At 40.8% G+C, this 25,830-nt stretch carries 25 protein-coding genes; 11 read left to right on the plus strand and 14 right to left on the minus strand.

What is annotated here, in order from left to right:
* Positions 1–161 precede the first annotated feature (161 nt).
* Together ABVF21_RS07540 and ABVF21_RS07545 are read left to right on the plus strand one after the other, a co-directional pair.
* Positions 162–1,115, plus strand: a complete 954-nt coding sequence (locus tag ABVF21_RS07540) for an ABC transporter substrate-binding protein (RefSeq protein ID WP_371017895.1) — start codon at positions 162–164, stop codon at positions 1,113–1,115.
* Positions 1,116–1,273: 158 nt separating this feature from the next.
* Complete coding sequence (locus ABVF21_RS07545) at positions 1,274–2,191, plus strand: zinc dependent phospholipase C family protein (protein WP_303532653.1); 918 nt, start codon at positions 1,274–1,276, stop codon at positions 2,189–2,191.
* A 195-nt stretch (positions 2,192–2,386) separates the two neighbouring features.
* Here the strand turns inward: ABVF21_RS07545 and ABVF21_RS07550 are convergent, their stop codons facing one another.
* Positions 2,387–3,673, minus strand: a complete 1,287-nt coding sequence (locus ABVF21_RS07550) for an MFS transporter (protein WP_371017896.1) — start codon at positions 3,671–3,673, stop codon at positions 2,387–2,389.
* 162 nt (positions 3,674–3,835) lie between these two features.
* On the opposite strand from ABVF21_RS07550, the gene ABVF21_RS07555 reads away from it, so the two are divergent.
* Positions 3,836–4,144 (plus strand): hypothetical protein, encoded by a 309-nt coding sequence (locus ABVF21_RS07555; protein ID WP_194218254.1) that lies wholly within the window; start codon positions 3,836–3,838, stop codon positions 4,142–4,144.
* 93 nt (positions 4,145–4,237) lie between these two features.
* On the opposite strand, the gene ABVF21_RS07560 is transcribed toward ABVF21_RS07555, so the two are convergent.
* Positions 4,238–5,113, minus strand: a complete 876-nt coding sequence (locus ABVF21_RS07560; protein ID WP_371017897.1) for an NAD(P)-dependent oxidoreductase — start codon at positions 5,111–5,113, stop codon at positions 4,238–4,240.
* A 77-nt stretch (positions 5,114–5,190) separates the two neighbouring features.
* Here ABVF21_RS07560 and ABVF21_RS07565 point away from each other — a divergent pair, with 77 nt between their 5' ends.
* Positions 5,191–6,147 carry a YndJ family protein gene (locus ABVF21_RS07565; RefSeq protein WP_371017898.1) on the plus strand — a complete coding sequence of 319 codons (957 nt, stop codon included), beginning with the start codon at positions 5,191–5,193 and terminating at the stop codon, positions 6,145–6,147.
* Positions 6,148–6,193: 46 nt separating this feature from the next.
* Here the strand turns inward: ABVF21_RS07565 and ABVF21_RS07570 are convergent, their stop codons facing one another.
* The gene (locus tag ABVF21_RS07570; RefSeq protein ID WP_276511785.1) at positions 6,194–6,643 is read right to left on the minus strand and encodes a MarR family winged helix-turn-helix transcriptional regulator; all 450 of its coding nucleotides are present in this window, start codon (positions 6,641–6,643) and stop codon (positions 6,194–6,196) included.
* An 81-nt stretch (positions 6,644–6,724) separates the two neighbouring features.
* Positions 6,725–7,171: a MarR family winged helix-turn-helix transcriptional regulator gene (locus tag ABVF21_RS07575; protein ID WP_303532663.1), complete on the minus strand. Its 447-nt coding sequence runs from the start codon at positions 7,169–7,171 to the stop codon at positions 6,725–6,727.
* 162 nt (positions 7,172–7,333) lie between these two features.
* Between ABVF21_RS07575 and ABVF21_RS07580 the strand changes: the two genes are divergently transcribed.
* Entirely contained in the window at positions 7,334–7,756 is a 423-nt protein-coding gene (locus ABVF21_RS07580; protein WP_303532665.1) for an organic hydroperoxide resistance protein, read from the plus strand.
* Positions 7,757–7,972: 216 nt separating this feature from the next.
* Positions 7,973–8,770, plus strand: a complete 798-nt coding sequence (locus ABVF21_RS07585; RefSeq protein WP_371017899.1) for an MBL fold metallo-hydrolase — start codon at positions 7,973–7,975, stop codon at positions 8,768–8,770.
* On the opposite strand, the gene ABVF21_RS07590 is transcribed toward ABVF21_RS07585, so the two are convergent.
* The 3 genes from ABVF21_RS07590 to msrB form a co-directional block, all read right to left on the minus strand.
* A complete protein-coding gene (locus ABVF21_RS07590; protein ID WP_371017900.1) occupies positions 8,767–9,816 on the minus strand; it encodes a GGDEF domain-containing protein in 1,050 nt (349 codons plus the stop codon). The two genes, ABVF21_RS07585 and ABVF21_RS07590, sit on opposite strands and share 4 nt — an antisense overlap.
* A gap of 135 nt (positions 9,817–9,951) precedes the next feature.
* Positions 9,952–10,950: an NAD(P)/FAD-dependent oxidoreductase gene (locus ABVF21_RS07595; RefSeq protein WP_371017901.1), complete on the minus strand. Its 999-nt coding sequence runs from the start codon at positions 10,948–10,950 to the stop codon at positions 9,952–9,954.
* On the minus strand, positions 10,947–11,903 hold the full coding sequence (gene msrB, locus ABVF21_RS07600) for a peptide-methionine (R)-S-oxide reductase MsrB (RefSeq protein WP_371017902.1): 957 nt from the start codon (positions 11,901–11,903) through the stop codon (positions 10,947–10,949). The genes ABVF21_RS07595 and msrB overlap by 4 nt, the downstream gene beginning before the upstream one ends.
* Positions 11,904–12,162: 259 nt before the next feature.
* On the opposite strand from msrB, the gene ABVF21_RS07605 reads away from it, so the two are divergent.
* Both ABVF21_RS07605 and ABVF21_RS07610 read left to right on the plus strand, forming a co-directional pair.
* Positions 12,163–13,395, plus strand: a complete 1,233-nt coding sequence (locus tag ABVF21_RS07605; protein ID WP_371017903.1) for an aminopeptidase — start codon at positions 12,163–12,165, stop codon at positions 13,393–13,395.
* 137 nt (positions 13,396–13,532) lie between these two features.
* Positions 13,533–14,477, plus strand: coding sequence for an ATP-grasp domain-containing protein (locus ABVF21_RS07610; protein WP_371017904.1), 945 nt, complete (start codon positions 13,533–13,535; stop codon positions 14,475–14,477).
* Positions 14,478–14,508: 31 nt separating this feature from the next.
* Here ABVF21_RS07610 and ABVF21_RS07615 read toward each other — a convergent pair whose 3' ends face one another.
* Entirely contained in the window at positions 14,509–15,630 is a 1,122-nt protein-coding gene (locus ABVF21_RS07615; RefSeq protein ID WP_371017905.1) for an HD domain-containing phosphohydrolase, read from the minus strand.
* A gap of 301 nt (positions 15,631–15,931) precedes the next feature.
* On the opposite strand from ABVF21_RS07615, the gene ABVF21_RS07620 reads away from it, so the two are divergent.
* On the plus strand, positions 15,932–17,041 hold the full coding sequence (locus ABVF21_RS07620) for a DUF2515 family protein (RefSeq protein WP_371017906.1): 1,110 nt from the start codon (positions 15,932–15,934) through the stop codon (positions 17,039–17,041).
* 52 nt (positions 17,042–17,093) lie between these two features.
* Here the strand turns inward: ABVF21_RS07620 and ABVF21_RS07625 are convergent, their stop codons facing one another.
* The 3 genes from ABVF21_RS07625 to ABVF21_RS07635 all read right to left on the minus strand — a co-directional run bounded on the left by ABVF21_RS07625 (position 17,094) and on the right by ABVF21_RS07635 (position 19,812).
* Positions 17,094–17,549, minus strand: a complete 456-nt coding sequence (locus tag ABVF21_RS07625) for a hypothetical protein (RefSeq protein ID WP_303532683.1) — start codon at positions 17,547–17,549, stop codon at positions 17,094–17,096.
* A 1-nt stretch (position 17,550) separates the two neighbouring features.
* Positions 17,551–18,363, minus strand: coding sequence for a DUF3100 domain-containing protein (locus ABVF21_RS07630; RefSeq protein ID WP_371017907.1), 813 nt, complete (start codon positions 18,361–18,363; stop codon positions 17,551–17,553).
* Between the two features lie 216 nt (positions 18,364–18,579).
* On the minus strand, positions 18,580–19,812 hold the full coding sequence (locus ABVF21_RS07635) for a dicarboxylate/amino acid:cation symporter (protein WP_371017908.1): 1,233 nt from the start codon (positions 19,810–19,812) through the stop codon (positions 18,580–18,582).
* Positions 19,813–20,037: 225 nt separating this feature from the next.
* Here ABVF21_RS07635 and ABVF21_RS07640 point away from each other — a divergent pair, with 225 nt between their 5' ends.
* Positions 20,038–20,325: a hypothetical protein gene (locus ABVF21_RS07640; RefSeq protein ID WP_371017909.1), complete on the plus strand. Its 288-nt coding sequence runs from the start codon at positions 20,038–20,040 to the stop codon at positions 20,323–20,325.
* A 62-nt stretch (positions 20,326–20,387) separates the two neighbouring features.
* Here ABVF21_RS07640 and ABVF21_RS07645 read toward each other — a convergent pair whose 3' ends face one another.
* The 3 genes from ABVF21_RS07645 to ABVF21_RS07655 all read right to left on the minus strand — a co-directional run bounded on the left by ABVF21_RS07645 (position 20,388) and on the right by ABVF21_RS07655 (position 23,350).
* Complete coding sequence (locus tag ABVF21_RS07645) at positions 20,388–21,020, minus strand: class D sortase (RefSeq protein ID WP_194218237.1); 633 nt, start codon at positions 21,018–21,020, stop codon at positions 20,388–20,390.
* Positions 21,021–21,092: 72 nt separating this feature from the next.
* A complete protein-coding gene (locus ABVF21_RS07650) occupies positions 21,093–22,001 on the minus strand; it encodes a DUF6612 family protein (protein ID WP_371017910.1) in 909 nt (302 codons plus the stop codon).
* Between the two features lie 311 nt (positions 22,002–22,312).
* Positions 22,313–23,350: an aldose epimerase family protein gene (locus tag ABVF21_RS07655; protein ID WP_371017911.1), complete on the minus strand. Its 1,038-nt coding sequence runs from the start codon at positions 23,348–23,350 to the stop codon at positions 22,313–22,315.
* Between the two features lie 365 nt (positions 23,351–23,715).
* Between ABVF21_RS07655 and ABVF21_RS07660 the strand changes: the two genes are divergently transcribed.
* Positions 23,716–25,821 carry a BglG family transcription antiterminator gene (locus tag ABVF21_RS07660; protein ID WP_371017913.1) on the plus strand — a complete coding sequence of 702 codons (2,106 nt, stop codon included), beginning with the start codon at positions 23,716–23,718 and terminating at the stop codon, positions 25,819–25,821.
* The last annotated feature ends 9 nt before the right edge of the window (positions 25,822–25,830 follow it).

Here is a 25,830-nt window from a genome sequence, read left to right on the forward strand (position 1 = left end):
TTAATCCCTTTCTTTATCATCCTTTTTAAGTTTAAGAAAAGAATGAAAACGTGTCAATGAATATGAGAATCACTCTCATTTACCTGTTGACTAATTTGTGACAATTCAGTATGATTACATCGTAAATGAAAACGATTATCAATGACAAGGAGGATATACATATGTTAAAAAAAGGATGGCTCATCGTTAGTCTAAGTGTACTTATGGTCCTTGCTGCGTGCGGCACAGGTGGGAATAATGAAAACGCTACTAACTCTGGTGGGCAAGAAGAAGAGTCTACTCGAACAATTTCACATGCAATGGGCGAAACAGAGGTGCCAGAGAAGCCAGAAAAAGTTGTCATTTTAACTAATGAAGGAACAGAAGCACTACTTGCTATGGGAGTAACACCAGTTGGGGCAGTACAATCATGGCTCGGCGACCCGTGGTATGAGCATATTTCGGACGATATGAAAGATGTTGAAGTCGTTGGAACAGAAAGTGAAGTGAATCTTGAAGCTGTCGCTGCACTTAAACCTGATCTCATAATCGGAAATAAATTACGTCAAGAAGACATCTATGATCAGCTTAGCGCGATCGCTCCAACCGTTTACTCAGAAACGTTGAAAGGCGACTGGCAGGAGAATTTCAAATTCTACGCTAAAGCACTAAATATGGAAGACAAAGGCGAAGAAGTGATGAGTGCTTACACCGATCGCATTGACTCCATGAGTGAAGAACTTGGCGATCAGCTTGATCAAAAAGTGTCGGTTGTTCGTTTTCTAGCTGGACAAACAAGAATTTATTACAAAGACTCGTTCTCTGGCGTTATCCTTGAGCAGCTAGGCTTTGATCGTCCAAAATCACAGCAAAAAGAAGATTTTGCTGAAGAAGTAACGAAAGAACGTATTCCAGAAATGGATGGCGACGTGCTCTTCTACTTCACGTATGAAGCGGGAGATGGCGAAGCGAATTCCACTGCGGAAGAATGGACAAATGATCCATTATGGAACAATCTTCAAGTTGTCAAAGACGGTAACGTTCATGAGGTGAGTGATGCGATCTGGAATACGTCTGGTGGCGTCATTTCGGCTAACTTGATGCTTGATGATATTGAAGACGTTTTTAGTAAATAAAGAAATAAGTGTAGCCCGGCCTGCGCCGGGCTTTTAATATGCTTGAATTTATGAATTTAAGGGAAAAAGAAAGAGAAATGTTTTCTGAAGATTATGGCAAGAAGACAAGTTCTCTTCAGGTATACTAATAGAAAGACATATAAGGAGGGGATAAATCGATGCCAAATGTCTGGACACATATTTTATTCGGAGAAGAAGCTGCGATGGAAGCCGGCATATGGAATACGATCAAAGGTGACCTGCCTTTCTTTCGACTTGGTGCACAGGGACCTGACCCTTTCTTTTATCATAATTTCTGGCCCTGGAAAAAGAATAAGCCTGTTCAAGAAGCGGGATCTGTTCTTCATCAAGATCATTGCGGTTCATTCCTCATGGAGATGATTGAATACGGAAAGCAGGACGATCCGATGCTTCGCGCATATATCCTTGGCTTTGTGACGCATCATATTCTTGATCGAAACACGCATCCTTATATCCACTATCGTGCCGGTCTTGAAGGCAACCGACATCAACAGCTTGAAATTATTATAGATACCATTTTGATGAAAGAATACAAAGATGTAGAAACGTGGAAAACACCCGTTTACCAAGAGATTCACATTGGCAAATCACTCTATCCTCCTATTGAACTCATGCTGTATGAATTGATCCAAACCTTTTATCCAGAAACAGCTGAACGCATGCCAGACGACTATATTACTCAATCTTATCGGGATATGGTACTTGCGCTAAAAATATTATTCGATCCACACGGATGGAAAAATCAACTTTTAAAGAAACAAGTCTCTTCCTTTTCCTATCGAAAACAAATTGGCAATGAAGATTATTTAAATCGTGAAGGCACCACTTGGATCCATCCAGCTATTAAAGACGAGGAATCCACCGCGACCTTTGAAGAGCTGCTTGAGCAAGCGGAAGAAGAAGCAACAAGTATCCTGCCTCTTATTTATGATTACTGGCACAACGAAGAAAACTGCCTAACTGAATTAAAAACACAAATCGGCAACCGCTCGTATGACACAGGAAAAGATTGCACGCTTTCACTTGAGTTAAAGCACTTCGACCCCATTTTGTAAGGGGTTTCATATCATAAGAAGTCTCTGAGCAGCGTGTCTGCTCAGAGACTTCTTTGTGGTCTATTACTTGGTGGGAACTGTAGAGAAAACCACTTAATTCCGCGATTTTCTCAATAATTCCGCGATATCTCACTTTTTTCCGCGAAAACCATTATTAATTCTGCGAATATAAGTTTATTTCCGCGATTCTGCTAATTACATATCCACTCCTTCATTCACCATCACAACCTTCGCCTGCTCTTTCCCTTTTTCGATATTCACTTTACTAAGTAAATAGATGCCTGCTAGAAAAAAGACAACTAGCGATACGATCCCAAGTCGACTTGAGCCTGTTACCTGACCAACGAAGGCAAAGAGAAACGGACCGAATATCGCTGAAAATTTAGCTGAAATTCCATAGAAACCGTAAAATTCTGCATGGCGATGATCCGGAACCATACTTCCGAAAATCGAACGACTTAATGCTTGGGCACCACCCTGAACGAAGCCGACCATGATCGCAAGTAGGTAGAAATGCGTAGCAGTTGTCATAAAGTATCCTAGTAAAACGATGCCCACATATATCCATAGCGCTAGCATAAGCGCTCGTTTCGGGCGAATTTTCTTCGCTAAGTAGCCAAATAAGAAGGCGAACGGTATGCCTACAAACTGCGTAATGAGGAGCGCTGCAATCAAATCATTCGCTCCTATTCCGATATCTCTTCCATAGATCGTCGCCATTTTAATAATAGTGGAAATGCCATCATTAAATAACCAGAAAGCGACTAGAAAAAGAAGAAGCTGTTTATAGTGGTTCAATTCCCTAAACGTTGTGCGGAGTCTTTTAAAACCAATTGTCACATAGGAGCCGCTTAATCTCGGCTGACTATGCTCAACTTCATGCACGTTTTTGAACATTGGAATCGAGAACACAAACCACCAGACTCCAACACTTGCGAATGAAAGCTGCGTCGCGACAAGCGTACTCGGAAGGAAAAACCACGATGGATTTAGGATCATCATCAGGTTAACGAGAAGCAGAAGCCCGCCGCCAATATAACCAAAAGCGTAGCCTCTTGCTGAGATACGGTCCATCTCCTCCCCTTTTGCGATCTCGGGTAGGAATGCATCGTAAAAGACGTTGCTACCTGAGAAACCGATTGTTCCAAAGATTAGTAGAATAGAAGCAAATAAATATCCGCCCTCACCAACGAAAGCCATTAAAACACTTGCAATCATTCCCATATAAGCAAAAAAGCGCAAAAATGTTTTCTTTGAATTAGAATAGTCAGCAATAGCACCAAGGATCGGGGCAAGAAAAGCTACGATTAGAACGGCAATGGATTGCGAATAGCCCCAATATGATGTGGCAAGGCTTTGGTCAATATTCTTGGCAGCGACATCGTAATAAAAGACAGGGAGTACTGCTGCCATCATCGTCGTTACAAAAGCAGAATTAGCGAAATCATACATCATCCAGCTACGAATCTCTTTTTTTCTCATCTTTTTGCCTCCATGATGTTCAATTCCTTTCAGCATAGCAGGTCGTGACACCTCTTTCTTGAGGCTGGAACATTCTTCATGATCATTTTACAAATGACAGACTTGCTACATATTCTAGCTGCGAGTACACTAGCGGTAGAGTAATGAAACGGAGGTCGTCCTATGGACCAAAAAGAAATTCAAGACAAAGTTATTGAAAACTATCAGCGCGATGAAAACATGATGATTCTTGTTTTTGCTCAGTGGTGTGTAAACAATGACTTAAATCCAGAAACGCTTTACGCAAAAGCTTATCCAGATCAGGTGAATAACCCTGCTCTTAAACAAAGCATTGAACTCGTTGTACCAAAAGAAGAATCAGAGCATATCCCAGATCAAACGGTGATTGGCGTCCTATCCCTTTTCGGAAATGATGACCTTGCGTTTGTTGTAACAGAAGAAATCGACAAACGCCAAAAAGAAGATAAATAAGCGTTTACCACAGTTTATTCGATAGCAGAGGGAAACTTCCCTTTATAATCAACGAAAGACCCGGTGCATATGCTCCGGGTCTTTCATTTTCAATTAGGCATCGCGAAACAGTTTCACAAGTGCCTGTGTACCACTATCTTCTTCTCCACGCTCAGCAAGATCTTCGTAGAGCTTTTTCGAAAGCTCAAGGCCAGGTGTCAGCATGCCCATTTGCTTGGCCGATTCAAGAGCAATGGTCATGTCTTTAATAAAATGCTTCACGTAAAAGCCAGGCTCAAATCGATTTGAAACCATTCTTGGCGCAAGGTTGCTTAGCGACCAGCTGCCAGCTGCGCCAGATTCAATGCTTTCAAGAACTGTTGTCGGATTCAATCCCGCCTTTTCCGCATAAACAATCGCTTCAGAAACGCCAATCATGTTACTTGCGATGGCAATTTGATTACACATTTTTGTGTGCTGTCCCGCGCCTGCTGGGCCTTGAAGAACAATATTTTGTCCCATTACTTCGAAAATCGGTTGAGCTTTTTCAAACACTTCTAACTCTCCACCAACCATAATGGAGAGTCGCCCTTCCTTCGCCCCAACGTCCCCTCCTGATACAGGAGCATCAAGCGCGTAGAGCTGTTTTGATAGGGCATGCTGATAGATTTCTTCAGCAAGAGCCGGGCTAGAAGTTGTCATATCAATTAGAATCGAATGCGGCTTAGCATGTTCTAGTATCCCTTTCTCACCTATGTAGACCTCTTCTACATCTTTAGGATAGCCGACCATAGTGATGATTACGTCAGCATGCGCTGCCACGTCCTTCACTTCATCTTGCCATTCTGCCCCTTCTTGAATAAGCGCTTCTGCCTTACTTTTTGTTCGCGTTGAGATAAGCGTGTGGTATCCCGCGTTAATCAAGTTTCGAACCATGCTTTCTCCCATTACACCAATCCCAACAAAACCTAGTACTGGCTTTCGATCCATTTCAATCGCCTCTCTTCCCAAAATTTCCTTTTCTATCACTTCTCTTCATCGTACACTAAAAGAGAGGTGAAATCATAATGAAAACAAGCAGTTTTGCCGGTCTATTTCTTTGGGTAGCCTTCGTTGTCACGAAATTACTCACTACTCCAATCGATACACTTCAATATGTCATGATGTTATTAATGTTCGCTTATCTTGTACTTGTGCCGTTAACCTTAAATCTCGTCCCACAGGGAAAGAACTCCTTTTATCGTTATGCCACCTGGATTCAGCTTCCATCAGCTGTTCTTGCTGGTGTTTCCTTCTTTATTGAACAGGGAACGCTCGCTGTACTTCTAGCCGTTCCGTGGTTTCTTACAACGATTTTAATTGCGCTCTACGGATTTTCTCGTCTCCTCCAAACATGGAAGAGAAGCACAATTTTTGAAGTTCTCATTCAACTGGGTTTAATGTACATAAGCATTGGGGGACTCTGGCTCATTCTACATCGGTCAGGCATCCAGATTCTCCATTTTAGTGATGTAATCGTCCTACTCACATCTATTCATTTCCACTATGCCGCTTTCATTACACCCATTACGATGGCGTTCATCGGGAAAATGCTTCTAAAAAAAGCACCTTCCATTCAGCCGTGGTTTAAAACGATTGCGATCTTTGTTCTATTCGGACCACCTTTCATTGCGGTTGGTATTACACTATCGGATTCGTTGCCCGTTCTTGAGTTTATTTCAGTCGTTGAATTCGTAACACCGCTCATCGTTTTTTCGATTCTTTGTCTCGTCTATTTAGTGCCAACATTGGATTATTCCGTTCAAATGTTGCTCTCAATTTCATTCGCTTCTCTGCTATTCTCGATGAGTTCCGCTATGATTTATGGGTTTGCTCATGTGAATGAAACCGTCATTCTCGGTATCCCTTTAATGGTCTTTTTCCATGGGTTCGTGAACACATTTGGCTTCTCTTTATTTGGCCTGCTTGGCGTGACCGCGATGCAGGAAACAAAAGCACTCAAAAAAACCAGCCTCTCTACATAATGTGAGAAGCTGGTTTTTTGGATCATATTAAGAAATAAAGAGGAATTTATAGCTCCTCTGCATAGTGACCGAGTTTTTTCAGTAGTGTAATGGCCGTTTCTTTCTCTGACTCATCCAAACCGGCAAAGATCGACTGGACTTGTTTCTCATGGTTAGGAAAAATTCGATCCATTAACTTTTTACCTTCATCCGTGATAACAGCATGTGTGATCCTTCGATCATTCGGACATGGATTGCGCTTCAAATACCCTTTTCCTTCAAGCTTGTCAACAACGTAGGTGATGCTTCCACTCGCAAGTAGAATTTTCTCACCGATTTGCTGTAGCGGCTGATTTCCTTTGTGATAAAGCAACTCAAGTACAGCAAATTCCGTTGGATTTAATCCATAGCTTTGAATATCCGTTTTAATATGATCGGTAACAGAGCGATTCGATCTAGCCAGGACAATGAATAGCTTTAGTGAAAGCTCACGATCTTTATCATTCATAACGTTCACCCTTAACTTCTAATATCTTGAATTCGAGATAATTATACTTAATTCCAATAACTTATGTCAACTTAATCTGGAAAATTGCTACTATTTTTCATTCACGGAATGAATATGGTCCAACAGCTGTTGAAAGCCAGATAACGCCTTCGTGAATTCCTCTTTTGATAAACCACTGTTTGCCGCCATAGCGTCTGGAATGATCGAAGCTTCCTCTCTTAACCCTTCCCCTTTTGGTGTTAAACGAACCATCACTCTTCGTTCATCTTCTTTCGAACGCTCTCTCATCACGAGACCCGCTTCTTCCATTCTTTTTAGTAGGGGAGTTAACGTACCTGAGTCCAAATAAAGCTCCGCGCCAAGCGCCTTAACGGTTGTTTCATGTTTTTCCCAAAGAACTAGGAGAACGAGATATTGAGGATACGTAATACCAAGCTGGTTCAAATAAGGGCGATACATCTTCGTAATTTCCCTTGAACAAGCATATACAGAAAAACAGAGCTGATTCTCTAGTTTTAATTGTTCGTTACGGTTCATGATAACCCCTTCTTTACAATAAGTTGTGCACAATCAACTTATCCCGATTTGGCTGTTATGTCAACATGATCGCTTTCTATTGACAGATAAATAACGATGAGATATATTTGATCTTGTAAAATTAAATTGTGCACAACTTAAATTATTAGGAGGAATTTTATTATGGAATCGTTATATACTGCAAAAGCATCGGCACACGGCGGCAGACAGGGCAAAGTAGAATCAACCGACGGCGTCATCAACATGGACCTTCGTATGCCAAAAGAACTTGGCGGTCAGGGAGGAGAAGCAACAAATCCTGAACAATTGTTTGCAGCAGGTTATGCAGCTTGTTTCGATAGCGCCCTAAATATGGTCGCACGCATGAAGCGAATTAAAATCAAAGATACGGTAGTAGAAGCGCACGTATCAATCGGAAAAGAAGAAGACGGCGCATTCGGACTTAGCGCGAAGCTACACGTTACAATTCCAGGTGTCGATCAAGAAACAGCAAACGAACTTGTTGAAGCGGCACACCAAACTTGCCCTTACTCAAGAGCAACACGCGGAAATATGGAAGTGGAGCTAGAAGCAATCGCGAAGTAAGCTCCAATCACTAGAAAGAGCTGCCGACAGTCGGCAGCTCTTTTTTTACTGTTGGGGCGGTTTGGCCAATAAAAATGGAACTTGGACAATAAAATCAACTTTTAGGCAATATCCACCCCACTCCACCAGAAACACATCACCCAACTAGGAGAAAAGGTTTTTTTCTCCTCTAAAATCGCTATACTAGAAGTAGATTAGCGGAAGGTGTGATGGATCGTGCTCACCGTTTCAGAATTTGAGAGTGTTAAGGCTGTAAAAGGGACTTTTCAGCTTGGTGGCGTTCGGATGAACGTATATATGTACCTTGTAGATGAGCTATTGATCGACTGCGGACCTCGCCGCCTTCAAAAAGAAATAATGGATTTTCTCTCTAAGGAGAGCTATACCCAAATAATCTTAACGCATCATCATGAAGACCATACAGGCAATGCGTCGATGCTTTCTTCAGAAATACCGATGTATATTCATCCTGAAGGGCTTCCTTTGTGTCGTGCGAGACCTCATCTCCCACTCTATCGCCGCGTTTTCTGGGGCTCCCGAAAACCATTCGACGCTAAAGGAATCGAACATCGATTCAAAACAAAACATCATACATTTGATTTACTTCACACGCCCGGGCACGCGCCAGATCACATGGCCCTTCTTGAGAAGGAACGAGGCTGGCTGTTTACAGGGGATCTCTACGTTATGAGTCAGCCAAAAAGCATTTTCGCTTTTGAATCAATTCCAGACGTCATTCAATCACTCCAAAAAGTATTATCACAAGACTTTAAAACCGTTTTTTGTTCGCATGCTGGTATATTACAGAACGGGCGCAGACGAATAGAAGAAAAGCTTTACTATCTTCTTTCCATTCAAGACCAGGTTCTTGCAAAACATAACGATGGCAAGCCGGCATCCGTCATTCAGAAAGAATTGTTTCCAAGACGGCATGTGCTGAACTACTTTTCACTTTTCGAAAATTCATCTAAACATATCGTTACTTCGATCATAAATAAAGAAGGATCACGCTAGTAGACGTGATCCTTTTCTGTATATTGATCATACCAATAAATTCGATTTCTCCCCTGTTTTTTTGCGAGATATAACCGCTCATCTGCGAGCTTCATGCATGGAATAATGCCATTTTCTAAAGGATAAAGTGCTGTTCCAAAACTCATTGTCACACTAAAATCTTCACCCTTTGCAGTGAAGGTCATGTTTCTGATAACTACCTGAATATGTAACAAACATTCTCGCGCTTCTTCTACATCCTCAGCATCTAACAAAATAGCTAATTCCTCTCCGCCATATCGATACGCTCTGCCTTTTGTTCCAATTTGTTTGTTTAATACTTCGCCTATTTTACGGAGTACATTATCGCCAACTAGATGCCCAAATTGATCATTTACTGATTTAAAATAGTCTAAATCTGCAATAACAACGAGGATCGGCTTCTCTCGCTCAGCACAGTGACGCAAATCTTCTTGAAAGGAGCGATGATTGTATAGATCCGTTAAAAAATCTTTCCGCGCAATATCTTCTAATTGAGTATTCTTAGAGCGCATCTTCCGTTCTCTCGAAACGATAATCCCGCCAAGAATCCCCATAAATATAAGGAACATAAAATCAAGAAGGTATGAAATTAGATTATCCCCATTAAACGAATAGCCGCTAAAGATAAGAACTCCTGTATAACCTACACCTAGACACAGCGCTGCAATCATACCTCCGCTAAATTTCCAATACACTGCAACATGGAGGATAATTAAATATCCGATGGGAAAGAGCGGACTCCCTCCGCCTCCAGTTAACACAATAAGCCATAGAAAAGCGACGTAATCAAAAGCGACACTCACTTTCGTCATGTAGTGGTATCGTTTTGAATTTAAAGGCGTTCGATGAAGCGCATATTCAGCGACTGCCATATAAACAAAACCAAATATAAGCAAACTCAAAAAAGCAAAGCTATTTCCCTGTAATAAAATATAATAATATACCCCTGCAATGAGGAGAAAAACCCATCGAAAAAGCGATAAAATCTTTTCAATTATATGGTCGTTTTCTGTTATTACATTCATTATTTCACCCTTTTCACCTTGATTTATTTCAAGTATGAAAATTTTTCCACCGTATTTATTATAACGCAAAAGTTACGAAACAAGATGCTGTTTTCAAAACTTTCGAACAAGATGAATACAGAAAAAAGGAAGACTTCACGTGGAAGTCTTCCTTTTCATCAACTGCTTTATTTCTTCTGCTACAGCTAACCCTGATAATACAGCACTTTCGATTCGCGTTCGTCCGGCTTGATCATTTTCATGTAAGAATGCATCCCCTGCTACAAAAACAGCCTCTTTCTCTGAAACGTTGAGAAATGGATGATCATGAAAGTGCACTGCTTGAGCATAACGCCATCTTTTTAATTGTTGAGACACCAACGACTCAAAGGGAAGCAAGTGCTCTATCCTTTTCAGCAGTTCAGCCAAAACAGCTTCATCCTCATAGTGATAAAAACTCTTTGAGAAATCAGGAGTTGCAGAGACCGTTATAATACGTTCATCCGAAATACCTTTTACACGATTATCAACCATACGCTCGATGCCGTCAGGCAAATCTGAATCCTTATGTCCTTCAGGAGGTAGCCTGGTTTCGTCTTCTTTTTTTAAAGTCAGAAGGCCAACTACCGCAGGATTGAATGTTATTTGGTTGAGCGACTGATGCGATTGATCCGATACATGAACGTCACTCGATTCAAGTATCTGTAGGGTCTGGGGAGCAGGTGGGGTAAATAGTACAAGGCTTGCCTGGACTCGCTCACCCTTCTCCAAAATAACGACGTACTCTTCTTCAGACCGCTCAATTCGCTCAACTTTACTATTTAATTGATGCGGTACTCCACTAGCAAGGTTCTTTACTAATTGATTCATACCGTTTGTTGCTTTGTATCTTGCATGTTTATCTCCGAACCACCTTGATATCCATTGGTTCTGTTCCCATTTATCGACAAATTGCTGGAACTGATCTGTTCGAACGGTGAAAAATTGTGCCCCATGATCAGCTCGACCATCTCCTATTCTTCTCGTTGCGAGCCGGCCACCGACACTTTTGCTTTTATCAAGTACTAAGGCATTAACCCCGTCTTCGGTTAATTTTCTTGCCGCAAGAATTCCAGCAATACCGCCACCTACAATCGCAACATCAACTTTTCTCATTCAAATAAAACTCGGTATTCGCCGTATCCTTCTTCTTCAAGACTTTCTTTTGGAACGAATTTCATTGCTGCTGAATTAATACAATAGCGAAGACCATTCTCTAAAGGACCATCATTAAATACATGACCGAGATGAGAATCAGCTTCCTTGCTTCGCACCTCCGTTCGAATCATAAAATGACTGAAATCCTTCTTTTCTTTCACAAAATGATTGTTGATCGGCTGCGTAAAACTTGGCCAGCCACAGCCAGCATCATATTGATCCGTTGAGCTAAATAATGGTTCACCAGAAACAATGTCAACATAGATACCAGGTTTGGCATTATCGTAATACTCATTCTGGAACGGACGCTCTGTTCCATTTTTTTGTGTCACTTGGTATTGAATATCTGTTAAACGACTGCGAAGTTCGTCATCGTTTTTCTCATATGCCCAGTTTTTCTCTATGAAATCAGCGCGACCTGATCCTTTTTTGTAGCGATTGTAGTGGGCAGGATTTTTCTTATGGTAATCCTGATGATAATCTTCAGCCGGGTAAAATGGCTTGGCTGGGAGGATTTTTGTCACGATCGGTTTGGAGAAGCGTCCACTTTCTTCTAGCTCTTTACGAGACTCTTCAGCCAGTTTCTCTTGCTCTTGGTTATGATAATAAATCGCTGTGATGTACGTGTCACCACGGTCAAAGAACTGTCCGCCTGCATCTGTTGGGTCAATTTGACGCCAAAATAGATCAAGTAGTTTAGTGTATGGAAAGACGTTTGGATCAAATGTAATTTGAACGGCCTCAACATGACCGGTAGTTTTCGAAATAACTTCTTCGTATGTTGGATAAGGCTTCTCTCCGCCTGTATAGCCAGATACGATGCTTTGAATGCCCGGCATTTCTTCAAATGGCTCAACCATACACCAGAAACACCCTCCAGCAAATGTTGCAAGCTCATAATTCGTACTCATTCTCTACCACTCCAATATAGAAGATTTATTCTACCCTTAAGTGCTACTAAAGGTCCGATTGGTTCGTCTAACCATCAGAAGGAAATGAACTACCTCCTCTTGATGGAAGTTTTCACTTTACATATAACATATCCGAAATGGACGGTTTATTGCCAGAAACTTGCTTTATGAGTAGGTAATCAGGGAATAAATTACTAAAAATCAAGAAATCTGCTACAATTTAGAAGTATAACTACGTGAAAAAAGGAGATCTTCGACTATGGCTACGTTTCAAGAGAATTTACAGAAATACGCAGATTTAGCGGTTAAAGTAGGAGTAAATATTCAACAAGGACAAACTCTTGTTGTAAACGCTCCTCTGACATCAGCCGAATTTGTTCGAAACATTGCTGAAAGCGCTTATAAATCTGGAGCTAAAAATGTCCACGTTGAATGGAACGATGAAACCTTAACTCGTATTAAGTTTGACAAAGCACCTGACGAAGCATTCAAAGAATTTCCGACCTGGAAAGCGAAGGGCTTTGAAGAGATGGCAGAGAACGGAGCGGCTTTTCTCTCAATCACCTCTTCTAATCCAGACCTTTTAAAAGGTGTAGACCCTGAACGCATTTCGAATGCAAGCAAAACAGCAGGCAAGGCGATGGAGGGGTACCGCAACTATATGATGTCTGATCATAATAGTTGGTCAGTAGTTGCCGTTCCTTCTAAAGGATGGGCTCAGAAAGTATTCCCAGACGCACCAGATGAAGAACAGGAAGCCAAGTTATGGGAAGCCATTTTCGAGGCCACTCGTGTTTCAACTGGCGATCCGGTTCAGGCATGGAAAGAGCACAGTGCTAACCTTGAACAAAAGGTGGATTATCTAAACAATAAGCATTACAGCAAACTTCACTATCGTGCGCCGGGAACAGATCTCACTATTGAACTTCCAAAGGCTCATCAGTGGGTTGGCGGAATCAGCGAGAATGTGAAAGGCGATCATTTTGTTGCGAACATGCCAACAGAAGAAGTGTTTACAATTCCGAATAAAACTGGTGTGAACGGCGTTGTTTCCTCAACAAAGCCCCTTAGCTACGGCGGAACAGTCATTGAGGACTTAACGCTTACATTTGAAGAAGGACGCATTGTAAAAGCAGAAGCGAAGAACGGCAATGAAACACTTCAACATCTGATCGAAACGGATGAAGGCGCTCACTATCTCGGTGAAGTAGCGCTCGTTCCTCATGATTCACCAATCTCGAATGCAGAAATCATTTTCTTCAACACGCTTTTCGATGAAAATGCTTCGAATCACCTTGCGATTGGGAATGCTTATTCCTTCTGTCTTGAAGGTGGGAAAAACATGTCGAAAGAAGAGCTTAAAGCGGCAGGAGCTAACGAAAGTGTAACGCACGTCGACTTTATGATCGGTTCAAAAGAAATGGATATTGACGGAATTAAAGAAGACGGGACAAGTGAACCAGTGTTCCGCAAAGGAAACTGGGCAATTTAGTTTTTAAAGCAGAGCCAACGAGCTCTGCTTTTTTATTTTGAGGCAGGTGAACGTTTTCACTGGGATTCTTATGAAAACTCCTTTATACTTGAGTAAAACGATAGGTTTTAACGGTTATTAAAAAAGGAGGTTATTACATGAGCCCAAAAGTATATATCATTCATGAGAACGAGGAATGGACAAAACCCCTTAAGCATGAACTTGACCAGCTTAACGTCCCATATGAAGACTGGTTTCTGAGCGAAGGGAATTTTGACTTAAGTGACGTACCACCAGATGGTGTTTTCTATAATCGGATGAGTGCTTCCTCCCACACTCGTGATCATCGCTATGCACCCGAATATACTGCAGCAGTACTATCATGGCTTGAGAGTCATGGGCGAAGAGTATTAAACGATAGCCGCGCACTAGCCCTTGAAGTCAGTAAAGTTGCCCAATACGCAGCCCTTAGAAAACATGGGGTTGTTACACCAAAAACGATTGCCGCTGTCGGAAAAGATCATCTTGTGAACGCAGCTGATGCATTTTCTGAGCCATTTATTACGAAGCATAACCGAGCTGGAAAAGGTCTCGGCGTTCAGCTATTTAACAATCCAGAGACGTTGAAGGGCTATGTGATGAGTGATGCTTTTGAAGATTCAATTGATGGGATCACATTGCTTCAGCAGTACATTCAGGCTCCTGACGCTTCGATTACTCGCTGTGAGTTCGTCGGCGGGAAATTCCTCTATGCCGTTCGTGTCGATACGTCTGAAGGTTTTGAGTTATGTCCAGCTGATGCTTGTCAAGTTGGGGATTCTTTTTGTCCGACAACAGAAGAACCCGCTCCTAAATTTGAAGTCATTGAAAACTTCGATCATCCTGTTTTGACCAATTATGAAGCATTCTTAAAAGCCAACGGCATCGCTTTTGCAGGAATTGAATGCATTCAAAATGAGCGTGGCGATTTGTTTACTTATGATGTGAATACAAATACGAACTACAATGCCGATGCAGAGAAAAAAGCAGGTATTTCTGGGATGAAAGCCATCGCTGAAACGCTCGCACAGGAACTTTCTAACCTTCATTCTCTACAAAAATAAAGAAGGGCGCCGCGGGCGCTCTTCTTGCTTCTTAATCTTTGTATTGCTCTTTTATCTGGAGAAAACCGTCTATATTTGCTAAAAAAACGTCAATAAGATTGGGATCAAACTGGCCTCCTCGCTCCTTTTTAAAATGAGCGAGAATTTTTTTTGCGTTCCACGCTTTTTTGTAAGGACGATCCGTAGCAAGCGCATCAAAAACATCAGCAACAGAAACAATCCGTCCATAGATGTGGATGTCGTCGCCACTTAGTCCATCTGGATAACCTTTGCCGTCCCAGCGCTCATGGTGCTCCTTGGCAATAACGGCCGCTGCCTTTAGTATACTGCGATTAGAATTTTTCAAAAGGTTATAGCCGATATTAGCATGTTCCCTTACCGCTATGAACTCCTCTTCTGATAGTTTACCAGGCTTATTCAATATCGCATCGGCAATGGCTACCTTCCCGATGTCATGCATTGGTGAAGCTACTTTAATAAGGTCAGCTTCTTCTTCACTCAATCCGCATTTCATCGCTAGAAACTTTGCATACTCCGCTACTCGCTTAACATGAGCTCCTGTTTCCTTTGAACGAACTTCCCCAATTTCCCCCATTTTAAAAATGATCTCTCGTTGAGCCTCTTCCATCTCAATGTTCGTTAACACAGCTTCGAGCGCTTGAGCTGTATAAGAAGCTGCAAGGCTTAAATACTTTACGTCCTGAGCTGTAAATACTTCATCAGCAGTTAATTTGTTGATGACCTGATAGACTCCAAGCCTTTGATTTTGCTTATTCGTCAGAGGGATCATCATGACAGACTTTGTTCGGTAGCCTGTCTTCACATCCAACTCCGGACAAAACCGCTTATCCTCATAAGCATCATCGATTACGAGTGGCTTTAACGTTTGATAGACGTAGCCTACTAGTCCGCTCGTGGCAGGAACACGAATTTTTTCCATCCCATGAGGAATCCTCGCCAACAATTCATCTGTTTTTTCATCATATAGCCAGAGTGTACATCTGTCAGCAATGGTCATACCCCTTCCCATATTTTCCATAAGCATCAGGAGTCGATCCAGATTGTTCTCAATCGTTATACGAGCCGCATAATCAAAAATAATCTCGAGAAGCTCTTCAGAATGGAGCTCCCTATTCAATCGGCCATGAGACATGTAGCAATTAGGCCTCCCTCAACGTGCTCATTTCTACTCATGTGAATGAGCCAAATAGTAAAATACGAAAGTGCTAATCTTATGAATACTTCTATCATACACTTTTCCAGAGCTTAGTGGTAGAAAAAGGAAGATGACCCCCCCACAATCATCACCAGTTTTTGTGTTTCGAATATGAAAGATTTAATCTTACTCACCCGAGTATGTATCCCTTATTATTAAGATCATGCGAAAAACTCTCTTCTTTCCTGATTCTACATTCATACGTATATAGAAAGGCAAACAAGGGAGTGGAAAAATTGTGAAGTCCTTATTACCTTTCTTTCCACCACAAAAGAAAAAGAGTTTATCTGCTACTCTCAAGTACGAGTTAAAAAACGCAAGCAAAACTCATTCAACTCCCTCGTCATTATCTGCGGAGGAGCAGCAGCTCGTTCAAGCCATTCGTGAAACAACAGAGCGTGCAAATGCGAATAACGTCACTCGCACAAAAGCTTATTTAAATTTCTTTTTCCAACACCCAGAAATCCATTGGGCTTTCCTTGCCCATCTCGTATCTCGGAATGCAGGATGGACAATGACTGATCTACAAGGAGAATATCTCCCTCACCTATTATCTGTAGATCAGCAGATATCCTTCTTCTCTTTTTTGGAACGAGGAAACTGGCTTATTTTTCAGGATGCCTATCCTCAACTTCTTGTTTATCAAGAAAGTGTTAAAAGAAGGAAACCACTTTTTCATCTACTATCTACTTTTCACGTCTCTTCTTTTATGAGTGTTGTTTGGAGAAGGTTCTGGATTGAAAAGGACCGTGATATCCTATCAACAGCTCTCATTATTAATGAACAACACTACATCGATTCACGCGTAATAAAGGATAACGTCTTCCATCAATCAGTTTTTAAAACATTGCCCTTTCAACTACAAAATGTTTTCAATATGAACGTGATTTTATTTCCAAGAAATGATAATAGCTCCATTCAGCTAATTGGGGAAACAGCCAATCATTTTCTTTATGTTAAGGAACGGATCCATCTTGGAAAGCGTCTCTACCAGCTTCTCTTTTCTAAGCAAGAAATCTTCAATGCCATTTTAGATTGGGCATCACATCATCCACATACTGGTTCACGAAAAGACTTTTGGCCACATTTTTTCCATCCAGTAAAGGAAGGAATACCGGGAGAAAAGCGCACCATGGAAAATTGCATGATAACAGAAGGGCCGCGTATTTATAGCCCCCTTTTATCTGTTTGGAAGGACGTCAGTCATGAGCCTCCCAATCGAGAGGATTGGTTTACAAATGATTCACCCCTCTCCCTATTTTCGTTACCCGTTCCTGATTTAACAGGAAACGTCGCGAAAACCTACTGTCACTCAATTGAATGCCTCGAAAAACTCTGTCGTATATAAAAGTCCTGCTCATCTCCAATAAAAAAACTTCCGCACGGGAAGTTTTTTCTGATTAGATAATGTTTTGCATTCTCAAAACTACTTCAGCAATGAGAGCAGAACCTAGAAACGTTCCTACCATGACAAACATAGCGACCACAACACTTCGCCAGCCGAGCTTTACAAAATCTGTCCAAGAGCGTCCAATTGCTATACCAGCATAAGCTAAAATTGGAGTTGCAAGGGCGAGAATATTAATATTTTCCGTCCACTTTACGACATATTCAGAACCTGGCATGATGGGCATCGAAAGAAGAATCCCAATAATTCCAATGTAAGCAACACTTGGAATGTTCATAGGGAGAACGTGCTGAAGAATAAGTCCAGCTAAACAAATGACAATTAAAACGAGCATACCAGGTAAAGCAGAAACCGGAAACACACTATACCCAATCCAGTTTCCCACAGCTGCGATCAAGCCGAATATCACTAATAATAACGTCCACTCTTGTACATTTTTTAATAGCATCCTATGCTCCTTTCCTCACGCTCGCCTGAGGTGACTTTTCTTTCGTTAGCAGCTGATACATTTTTTCTGTTAAAGGAAGACCTATGAAAATGCTCATGTATAAGCCTGTTGAGAGCGACAGCAAATTGCTCGCACCTGCGAATGCAATAATGTCGTCTGAAAATGCAGGAAAAGCAGCAACGAGCGAACCACTTGCAGCGGCCATCATACTTCCACTTCCAATCCCAGAAGCCATTGCGAACGATAATGGATGGAGGGGTGTAATTGTCGCAAGGAACCCAGATATCACTCCCATAAATACTGCCCCAAAGACTGTACCAAATATATAAATGGCCATAACACCTCGTCCTTCAGGTGAATTAAAGCCATATTTATCAACAATCAGCCCAACGTTTGGCTCTCTTGCTACAGAATGCGCCATGCCAATGCTTTCTCTCTTCAGTCCAAGAAAAACAGCAATTGGTAGAGCAATGAATATCGTACCTAAATTTCCAAATTCCTGCAGAAGCAAAGCGGGACCTGCTTCGATTAATTTCGGTAGGGACGGTCCAATAATCACGCCGATTTTTGCGATTAGTAACGTTACACCAAGCACAATTAACGGTTCAGCATGAAGCGCCTGAGCTTTTTTAACGACCGGTGTGAAAAACAGACCTAGTCCAATAAGCATAGCGTACAGCATTGGCAATAATAGAATAACGCCCGGTCCTACTGTAAATTGAAAAACGCCAACCCATTCTGTTAACGCAACAATTCCAAACACAAGTAAATGCAATCTCCAATCTTTCCAAATCCCCTTAAGTTGATCTGACACCCGTATCCCCCATTTCCTTTTCTGCATGAAAGCTCTAAAGTTATTGTTATCTTAATATTTAGATTCTTAAAAGTAAATGGATTATTCTTACACCAGGGTAGGATTTAGCCTATAAGTTTTTTAGGAAGCGGATACAAATACAGGCACTATCATCTTTATCCTTTTTAAGATAAAATTTAGCCCACAATAAAAAGCCAGGCATCGCCCGACTTTTTATTACTTCGCTATCTTCTCTTTTGCCAATCTCTCTTTTCGATTAATAATTGAAGCACCAACAAGATCTCCCGTTACATTAAGACCAGTGGCACCCATTCCTACTAAGGCATCCACGGCTGTTAATAAAGCAACGGTTTCCATCGGTAACCCAACCTGAGCAAACACGGTGGCGATCATAACAATTCCTGCACCAGGGACACCGGCTGTACCAATTGATGCAAGTGTTCCAACGATAACGACCATCAACATGTCTGTAAAGCTTAGCGGCGAGCCAACGACATTTGCAGCGAACACCGCAGATATCGCAATTCGGATTGCCGCTCCGTCCATATTAATCGTGGCACCTAGTGGCAAACTAAAACTATATAAACTTTTCGAAACCCCTAGCCCTTTCGCCGCATTCATCGTAAGTGGCAATGTGCCAGAGCTACTTTGCGTAACAAAAGCGGTGATCATCGGCTTACTTGCATGACTAAAAAATTCTTTCGGACTTACTTTGAATAATAACAAGAACAGTACATATATTCCGATCTGTACAATTAAAGCAATATAAAGGACAGCGATCATGTTTCCGAGCGAGAGAATCGTATCCAACCCCTGATTTCCAATTGTTTTCGCAATGATTGCAAAAATCCCGATTGGAACATACTGCAGAATCACATTCATAATTTTAAAAGTCGCTTCATTCAAGCCTTCAACTACTTTATATAAGTGCTCACCGAGCTGACCGTGTTCTTCTGAGTTTCGCAGCGCAGAAATCGCGATACCAAAAGCAAAAGCAGTAAAAATAATACCAAGTAGGTTCATCTCATTAAACGCTGTAACGATATTTGATGGCACGATATTTAAAAGAACACTTACAATCCCAGGATTATCCGGAACGTCAAATGATTGGTTAGGATCGATTGATAATCCTGTACCTGGATTAAATAACGTCGCTATTGTTAGTCCAACGATGATAGCTAAAGCAGACGTCAAAACATAGTATAGAAACACCTTACCTCCCATACGGCCAAGGTTATTCAATTTCGTTTGATTGACACCAACAATCAATGTAAATAGAATTAATGGGATAATAAGAAATGATAGCAATTTAATTAATAAATCTCCAAGCGGAGCGAGAATGGCCGCATCCTTGCCAAAAGCAAGACCAACTATAATACCGAGAACTAGCGCAACGGTGATTTTTACTATTAACGAAGCATTCAAATAGCCTCTCAATACATTCTTCATGATTTCCCTCCTAATAAAAGAATGTTAATTATTCATATATAATTACTAGGGAATAAGATACAGCACTATAAGCTATAAGTCAAAATGTTAGCTTTAACCTCCAAATATCTGAGCTTAACCCACTCTACAAAACTTTCATTCTTTAAATCTCTTTTTCATGTATAGAGTAGGATAAACTCGGATAGACTGCTTACTAAAATCTATTAAAATAGCTGGAGGATGAACATGAGTAAATTAGAAGTATTCCCCGTCACCCCTTTCGAAACGTACCTTGAGATGACGCAATACGGAACAGAGGTCCATTTTGAATACGATAAATACGAGCTCTTATCCGGAACACTTGAAGATGGAAAGATGTATTTTCTAATTGATTACAACACAGGACTAACGTATGAAGTAGAAGAAAACATTGCGCATACTTTATTACAATTAAATGAATTAGGAAAAGGCGATCATCTTGTCCAGGAGATCAGACCGCGTTTACGACCCTCTACATCCCTTTCCCGCATATGAAAAAGTCCTGCTAGACGGCAGGACTTTTTCATATGCTTCATTCGTTTATCTGGCGGAGTTACCTACATATCCATCACGTTCACTAGTTCCGATTGAATCACATATCGTTCAGGGGCGTGTCCAATGAATTCAAAAGGATAGCACGTCGTTAACGTTAATGTCGCCTCTTCTTTGTCGACAATAACCGTCCTGTCGTCCTCATCAACAACCTTTATTCCGACAACGATGTACTCATATCGTTTTCCATCGAATTCAAAAAAGATTGGATCATCTTTCTGAACATTATTCAATCCAGTGAAAACGGTGTCCCGATGTCCACTTAATACGGTATGACGGCCTTGATCAGGTGTCGTTGTATACTGACTTACGTACATCCCAACACCTTGACTTAACGTTTCTTCATCTGTTCCCCAATAAGTAGTAAATCCCTTTTCAATTGCAGGAATAATTAATCGACCAACTTCCTCGCCCTTCTCATAAGCATTTATTTCATTACTCATTACCACCGCTTGCTCTTTTGAATGACTACTAGCCGTTTCTATTTCCTGAACTTCGCTTGCTTCTTCGGTATTCCACCTCTCAGTCTCTTCAGCATCTACTTGCTCAACTGCTTGCGTGGACTGCCACCACTCATAGCCATAGAAGGCTGCTATAAATAGACCTGCACACATCAAAACAACATAAACTTTGTTCATTTCTCCACCTCAATTGCTCGTCCTATAGAAAGGGAAAAAAACGCATCATGCTTGGCGGTTCTTCACAATAGATTATTGAGTACGTGTTTTCCTTCTGAAAACCAATAGGCCACCTGCTATTAAAGCTAGTGACGCTCCACCTAAGGCAAGCATAGGATTGGCAGTAGCCGTTTCAGGCATTTGTCCGCCCTCCAATGGCTTCGCCGAATCAATCACATTAGCTGGAACGGTAATTTCATCAACACCGTTATAGTTGTCTACCGACATTTCCATCGATTGAGTCATATTCATGCTTTCTCCCTCGATTTCCATATCCATATCAATGTCCATTGATAATTGCTTCATGTAATAAGTCTTTTTATCGATCGTCACTTCATAGTTAAAATCATTAATCGTCATCTGCTCCATAAGTCCTTTCATTGACCCGGAGTCTTCACCTGACATACTCTCTTCAAACATTTTCATAGATGCTTCCATTAACGTCTTGCCGTCGCCCTCATATGTTAAAACGAATCCTTCGCCAGTTTCTTCAACGCTCATCTCTTCACTAAGTTCTTCGACTTGCGACATCTGGCCTTCCACCATCGTCATGCTTTGAAGCTCTTCTAAACCTTGCGTCAGTTCTTCAGGCATCTTAATCCACCCCTTTTCAGGATCTTCCTGGTAGAAACCTTCCTCTGTCCAATAAGACTCTAGTGAGACTTCACCTTCCTCAGGCGATTGTGTTGTCACAACCTGATGCATTGCGAAAGGCTTCAGCGTTATGTCCGCTTCAGATTCGCTAGAAATGGACATCGTTTCACCTTTAAGAGGAATCGATTGTTCCATATTTGTTTTTGTAGAATAGCTCTCGATTTCAGTCATTGCTTCATTCGACTGCTTTAGAATGTCCGTCGCACTCATTTCCTTTGCAGAGGTGTGAAACGGGGCACCTACAAAAACAACTGCTGCTAACGATAGTGGGGCTAACTTCTTTAACATCCAAACACTCCAATTCATTTTTTTGGCATGAGAAGGCTAGGGATCTGACGTTACATTATGTATGGAACTACCTGATGGTTTTCGTAATCACCAGTTTCTTTCACCTATACCTTAATTTCCCATTTTTGTATAAATCGAAACATTTTTATATAAAAAACCAAGGAGCCTCCGAATAAAAGGCTTCTTGGTTTTGAGAGACAAACTATTACGAATCAGAAAAGAATCCAATAACATCAAGGTAGATCCTATATGAGATACAAATAGTACTTTTAACACCATTGTATATAAAAGGACTTGATGAGGATTTATGGTTACCTCGTTTGAAATTTATAGCGTGTTTTTGATTCATATGGTGTGTTTTCACTTAGCACAACAGATGGAAATTCTGGTTGATTAATAGCATTTGGATGTTTTTGCGTCTCAAGACATACCCCTAGATATTTTTTTGAAGGAACCTCTCTTATCTTGAAACCTTCACATATGCTGTTGCCTGTATATAGCACAACACAGGGCTCGCTCGTAGCAACGGTCAGCTTCCGTCCTGAAGAACTTAATACAATTTCTTGATGATCTTCAAGGATAAATGGATGGTCATACCCTTCACCTACTAGTAAATTCTGCTCATGAGGATGATTCACACCCTCACTCAATTTGTTCCCGTCTCGAAAATCAAAAGACGTTCCCTGCACATTTAATAGCTTTCCAGTCGGTATCATGTCACGGTTTAACTCTAAATAGTAATTGCTTTTCAACTTTAAAGAATGACTCAACACATCTTCCTTCAAATCCCCACTTAAATTAAAATAAGTATGGTTTGTCAAATTCATGATCGTATCTTTGTCAGAAGTAGCACTGTAATGAATCGTTAATTCATCTTGATTGTTCAAAGTATAACGTACAACAACTTCTACATTGCCCGGATAACCTTCTTCTCCATCAGCACTATGATATTTAAATTCAATAGTCCCCTCATCCTGGTGATTTTGAATGACTTTGGCATCCCAAATTACGCTATTAAACCCCCTACTGCCTCCATGAATATGGTTGTTAGCATCGTTTTTATGTAAGTGAAATTCTTTTCCACCTAATTCAAAGGAACCGCCATCAATTCTTCCAGCTACTCTCCCAATAACAGCCCCAAAATAATTGGAACAAGTTAGGTACTCTTCCAGGGTGTCATAACCCAGTACTATATTTTCAAGTTGTCCATTCTTATTTGGGCTGAGAATGCGAGTAATAATGCAACCATAATCAATACAAGAAATTTCAAAACCACTTTTCGTTTGCAACTTAAATAATGTTACATCCTGACCATTTAACGTGCCAAAGTTTTCTTGAGATATGTTCATAAGTATTCCATCTCCTTATAAAGCGAAGTTATAAGACTATTATCTAAAAAGGTTCTAGTAAAATTGGGGGTGGAAAAACCAAAGAATGAATCGATTCTTTTAATACTTTGGTTAGTATATCACCTACAAATTTGTTAATCTACTGACTCCATACATATACGGTTCTTTCTAGAATCTGATTCGAATTTCTCTCTTCAAACACGTTCCAATTTCACATCTGTTCACTTTTGCAAATTGACGAAATACAAAAACAACACATTGCAAACCCTTTCATATTAATCTTATCGCCTATATACTTAGCAATATCAAATCATGATTTGTTTCATCCGTATCATTTTGCAATTGTAAGGGAGTTGGAGATCTCCATGTCACTTGATGAAAGAAGCACATTTTTACTAACAAAGCTCGTGAATGCAACAGAGTTAGTTACGGTTGATCATGTCATTGACCAATTAGGAATATCAAAACGAACTGTTCATTATGACCTACAAAAAATTAACGATTGGCTAGATGAGAACAAGCTACCCATTATCCAAACAAAACAAGGAATGGGGTACTATCTCTCTGAAGAGACCAAACAAACCGTTCCTAAATTGATGAAGGAACTAAAAGAATGGCAGTACCACTATTCTCAACCGGAACGCATCACTTTAATTGGCGTTGAACTCTTAACAAACGATAAGCCAGTCTTTATGCAGAACTTTATGGAACGTACTCAAGTAAGTCGCGGCACAGTCGCTAAGGATTTAAAACTTGTTAAAAAAGTTCTGGCCGAGGAAACATTAACTTTACAATTTGAAAGAACAACCGGCTATGTAGTGGAAGGTAAAGAGGAAAATAAGAGGAGAATATTGAGTCGTTTTCTGTCCGAGGTTCTCACAAATGGACAATTAACCGAAATGACGAATTTTCTTTATCCTCTCTTAAAGAACGGTGATGAACACACCTATTCACACCTCATTCCGATGAAGCAAATCATCATGAATGCTGAGCCAATTCTAAAAGTAGAGCTAACGGACGATACGATACATGTTCTAGCCATTCAGCTTGTCGTTCTTCTTCAACGTTTGAAAGGCGAGCATCGCATCCTGCTTGATCCAGATGAAAAACACGCTGTTTGTTCAACGAGAGAATTTGAAGCAGCAAAGAGCATTGCAAAAGAATTAGAAGTTCAATTCAAACTCTCACTATCAATGGATGAGATAGGTTTTATCACGATGCACCTTCTTGGCTCAAGGGTCAATTATTCTGAAGTGGGCACTGTTGGTAGTCTTGAAAGTAACAAGCTGAGAAACGTTGTTAGAGAGATCGTTAATGAATTTCAAGTTTACGCTTGTGTCTTATTCGATCAGCGCGATGAACTAGAAGAAGCTCTTTTTCTTCACCTTAAACCAACGTACTACCGCTTGAAATATCATGTTCCGATTACAAACGAACTAACAGAGTCGGTACAACAGGAATATCCAGATGTCTTTTCCATTACGAAACGCGCTGTTTGGCCGATCGAATTGATGATGTCTCAAAAGCTACCCGATGATGAGCTCGCTTATCTAGCGATGCACTTTGGAGCTTGGATGCAGAAGGAAGAGCTTCCGGAAGTGACGTTCGGAAAAGCAATTATCGTTTGTGAAAAAGGCATTGGCACATCAAATATTTTAAGAGGACAGCTTGAAAAGCTTCTCACAAATGTGGAAGTCATTGGGACAGTATCAAGAAGACAATTTATACAAAACCACTACGATGTGGATTATGTCTTCTCTACATCACCATTGGAACATGACACGTTACCTGTGTTAACGGTGAATCCCATTTTGACACAGCAGGGAAAAGAGAAAATCCTTCATTGGATGGAGGAAGTACAAACAACTTCTCATGAAGAAACTGACTTGAACCCAGATGTGATCGTTGAAATCATGAAAAAACATGGAACGATTACGAATGAGAAGGAACTAAGAAATGAATTACATCAGTTATTTGCTCCATCACCAACCAGCTTATCAATAGAAAGGTTTGAACGACCTATGTTAAATGACTTACTACATGAAGAAACCATTCAATTTGCTACGCAGACAGCAGATTGGAAAGAAGCGATCAAAACAGCAGCTCTGCCGCTCCTTGCGACAGAGCAAATCACCTCTTCTTATATCGATGCCATGATCAAAAATGTAGAAGATTTGGGGCCTTATGTAGTCATCGCTCCAGGAATCGCTATTCCTCATGCCCGTCCAGAAGAAGGTGTGAATACGGTTGGTATGAGCTTGCTTCGATTAGATCAAGAGGTTCCCTTTTCATCTAAAGAAAAGCATCAGGTAAAGTTGTTAATCGTACTCGCTGCAGTAGATAACGAAACGCACCTAAAAGCTCTTGCTCAACTTTCGGAGCTGCTGTCAGAAGAAGAAAACCTAGAAATGATTTATGGTGCAGAGAAAAAAGAAGAAATTATTAAACTCGTATCAAAATACTCAAACTAAGGGAGAGAA

It is taken from the genome of Pseudalkalibacillus sp. JSM 102089 (assembly GCF_041366475.1).
Taxonomy (GTDB): domain Bacteria; phylum Bacillota; class Bacilli; order Bacillales; family Guptibacillaceae; genus Guptibacillus; species Guptibacillus hwajinpoensis_B.

Coding starts and splice junctions, on each gene's coding strand:
- ABVF21_RS07640 (WP_371017909.1), top strand. CDS start 20,038: ATGAGTAAATTAGAAGTATTCCCCGTCACCCCTTTCGAAACGTACCTT.
- ABVF21_RS07610 (WP_371017904.1), top strand. CDS start 13,533: ATGAGCCCAAAAGTATATATCATTCATGAGAACGAGGAATGGACAAAA.
- ABVF21_RS07550 (WP_371017896.1), bottom strand. CDS start 3,673: ATGAGAAAAAAAGAGATTCGTAGCTGGATGATGTATGATTTCGCTAAT.
- ABVF21_RS07645 (WP_194218237.1), bottom strand. CDS start 21,020: ATGAACAAAGTTTATGTTGTTTTGATGTGTGCAGGTCTATTTATAGCA.
- ABVF21_RS07605 (WP_371017903.1), top strand. CDS start 12,163: ATGGCTACGTTTCAAGAGAATTTACAGAAATACGCAGATTTAGCGGTT.
- ABVF21_RS07540 (WP_371017895.1), top strand. CDS start 162: ATGTTAAAAAAAGGATGGCTCATCGTTAGTCTAAGTGTACTTATGGTC.
- ABVF21_RS07660 (WP_371017913.1), top strand. CDS start 23,716: ATGTCACTTGATGAAAGAAGCACATTTTTACTAACAAAGCTCGTGAAT.
- ABVF21_RS07575 (WP_303532663.1), bottom strand. CDS start 7,171: ATGAACCGTAACGAACAATTAAAACTAGAGAATCAGCTCTGTTTTTCT.
- ABVF21_RS07595 (WP_371017901.1), bottom strand. CDS start 10,950: ATGAGAAAAGTTGATGTTGCGATTGTAGGTGGCGGTATTGCTGGAATT.
- ABVF21_RS07545 (WP_303532653.1), top strand. CDS start 1,274: ATGCCAAATGTCTGGACACATATTTTATTCGGAGAAGAAGCTGCGATG.
- msrB (WP_371017902.1), bottom strand. CDS start 11,903: ATGAGTACGAATTATGAGCTTGCAACATTTGCTGGAGGGTGTTTCTGG.
- ABVF21_RS07615 (WP_371017905.1), bottom strand. CDS start 15,630: ATGTCTCATGGCCGATTGAATAGGGAGCTCCATTCTGAAGAGCTTCTC.
- ABVF21_RS07565 (WP_371017898.1), top strand. CDS start 5,191: ATGAAAACAAGCAGTTTTGCCGGTCTATTTCTTTGGGTAGCCTTCGTT.
- ABVF21_RS07625 (WP_303532683.1), bottom strand. CDS start 17,549: ATGCTATTAAAAAATGTACAAGAGTGGACGTTATTATTAGTGATATTC.
- ABVF21_RS07655 (WP_371017911.1), bottom strand. CDS start 23,350: ATGAACATATCTCAAGAAAACTTTGGCACGTTAAATGGTCAGGATGTA.
- ABVF21_RS07650 (WP_371017910.1), bottom strand. CDS start 22,001: ATGTTAAAGAAGTTAGCCCCACTATCGTTAGCAGCAGTTGTTTTTGTA.
- ABVF21_RS07555 (WP_194218254.1), top strand. CDS start 3,836: ATGGACCAAAAAGAAATTCAAGACAAAGTTATTGAAAACTATCAGCGC.
- ABVF21_RS07635 (WP_371017908.1), bottom strand. CDS start 19,812: ATGAAGAATGTATTGAGAGGCTATTTGAATGCTTCGTTAATAGTAAAA.
- ABVF21_RS07580 (WP_303532665.1), top strand. CDS start 7,334: ATGGAATCGTTATATACTGCAAAAGCATCGGCACACGGCGGCAGACAG.
- ABVF21_RS07590 (WP_371017900.1), bottom strand. CDS start 9,816: ATGAATGTAATAACAGAAAACGACCATATAATTGAAAAGATTTTATCG.
- ABVF21_RS07560 (WP_371017897.1), bottom strand. CDS start 5,113: ATGGATCGAAAGCCAGTACTAGGTTTTGTTGGGATTGGTGTAATGGGA.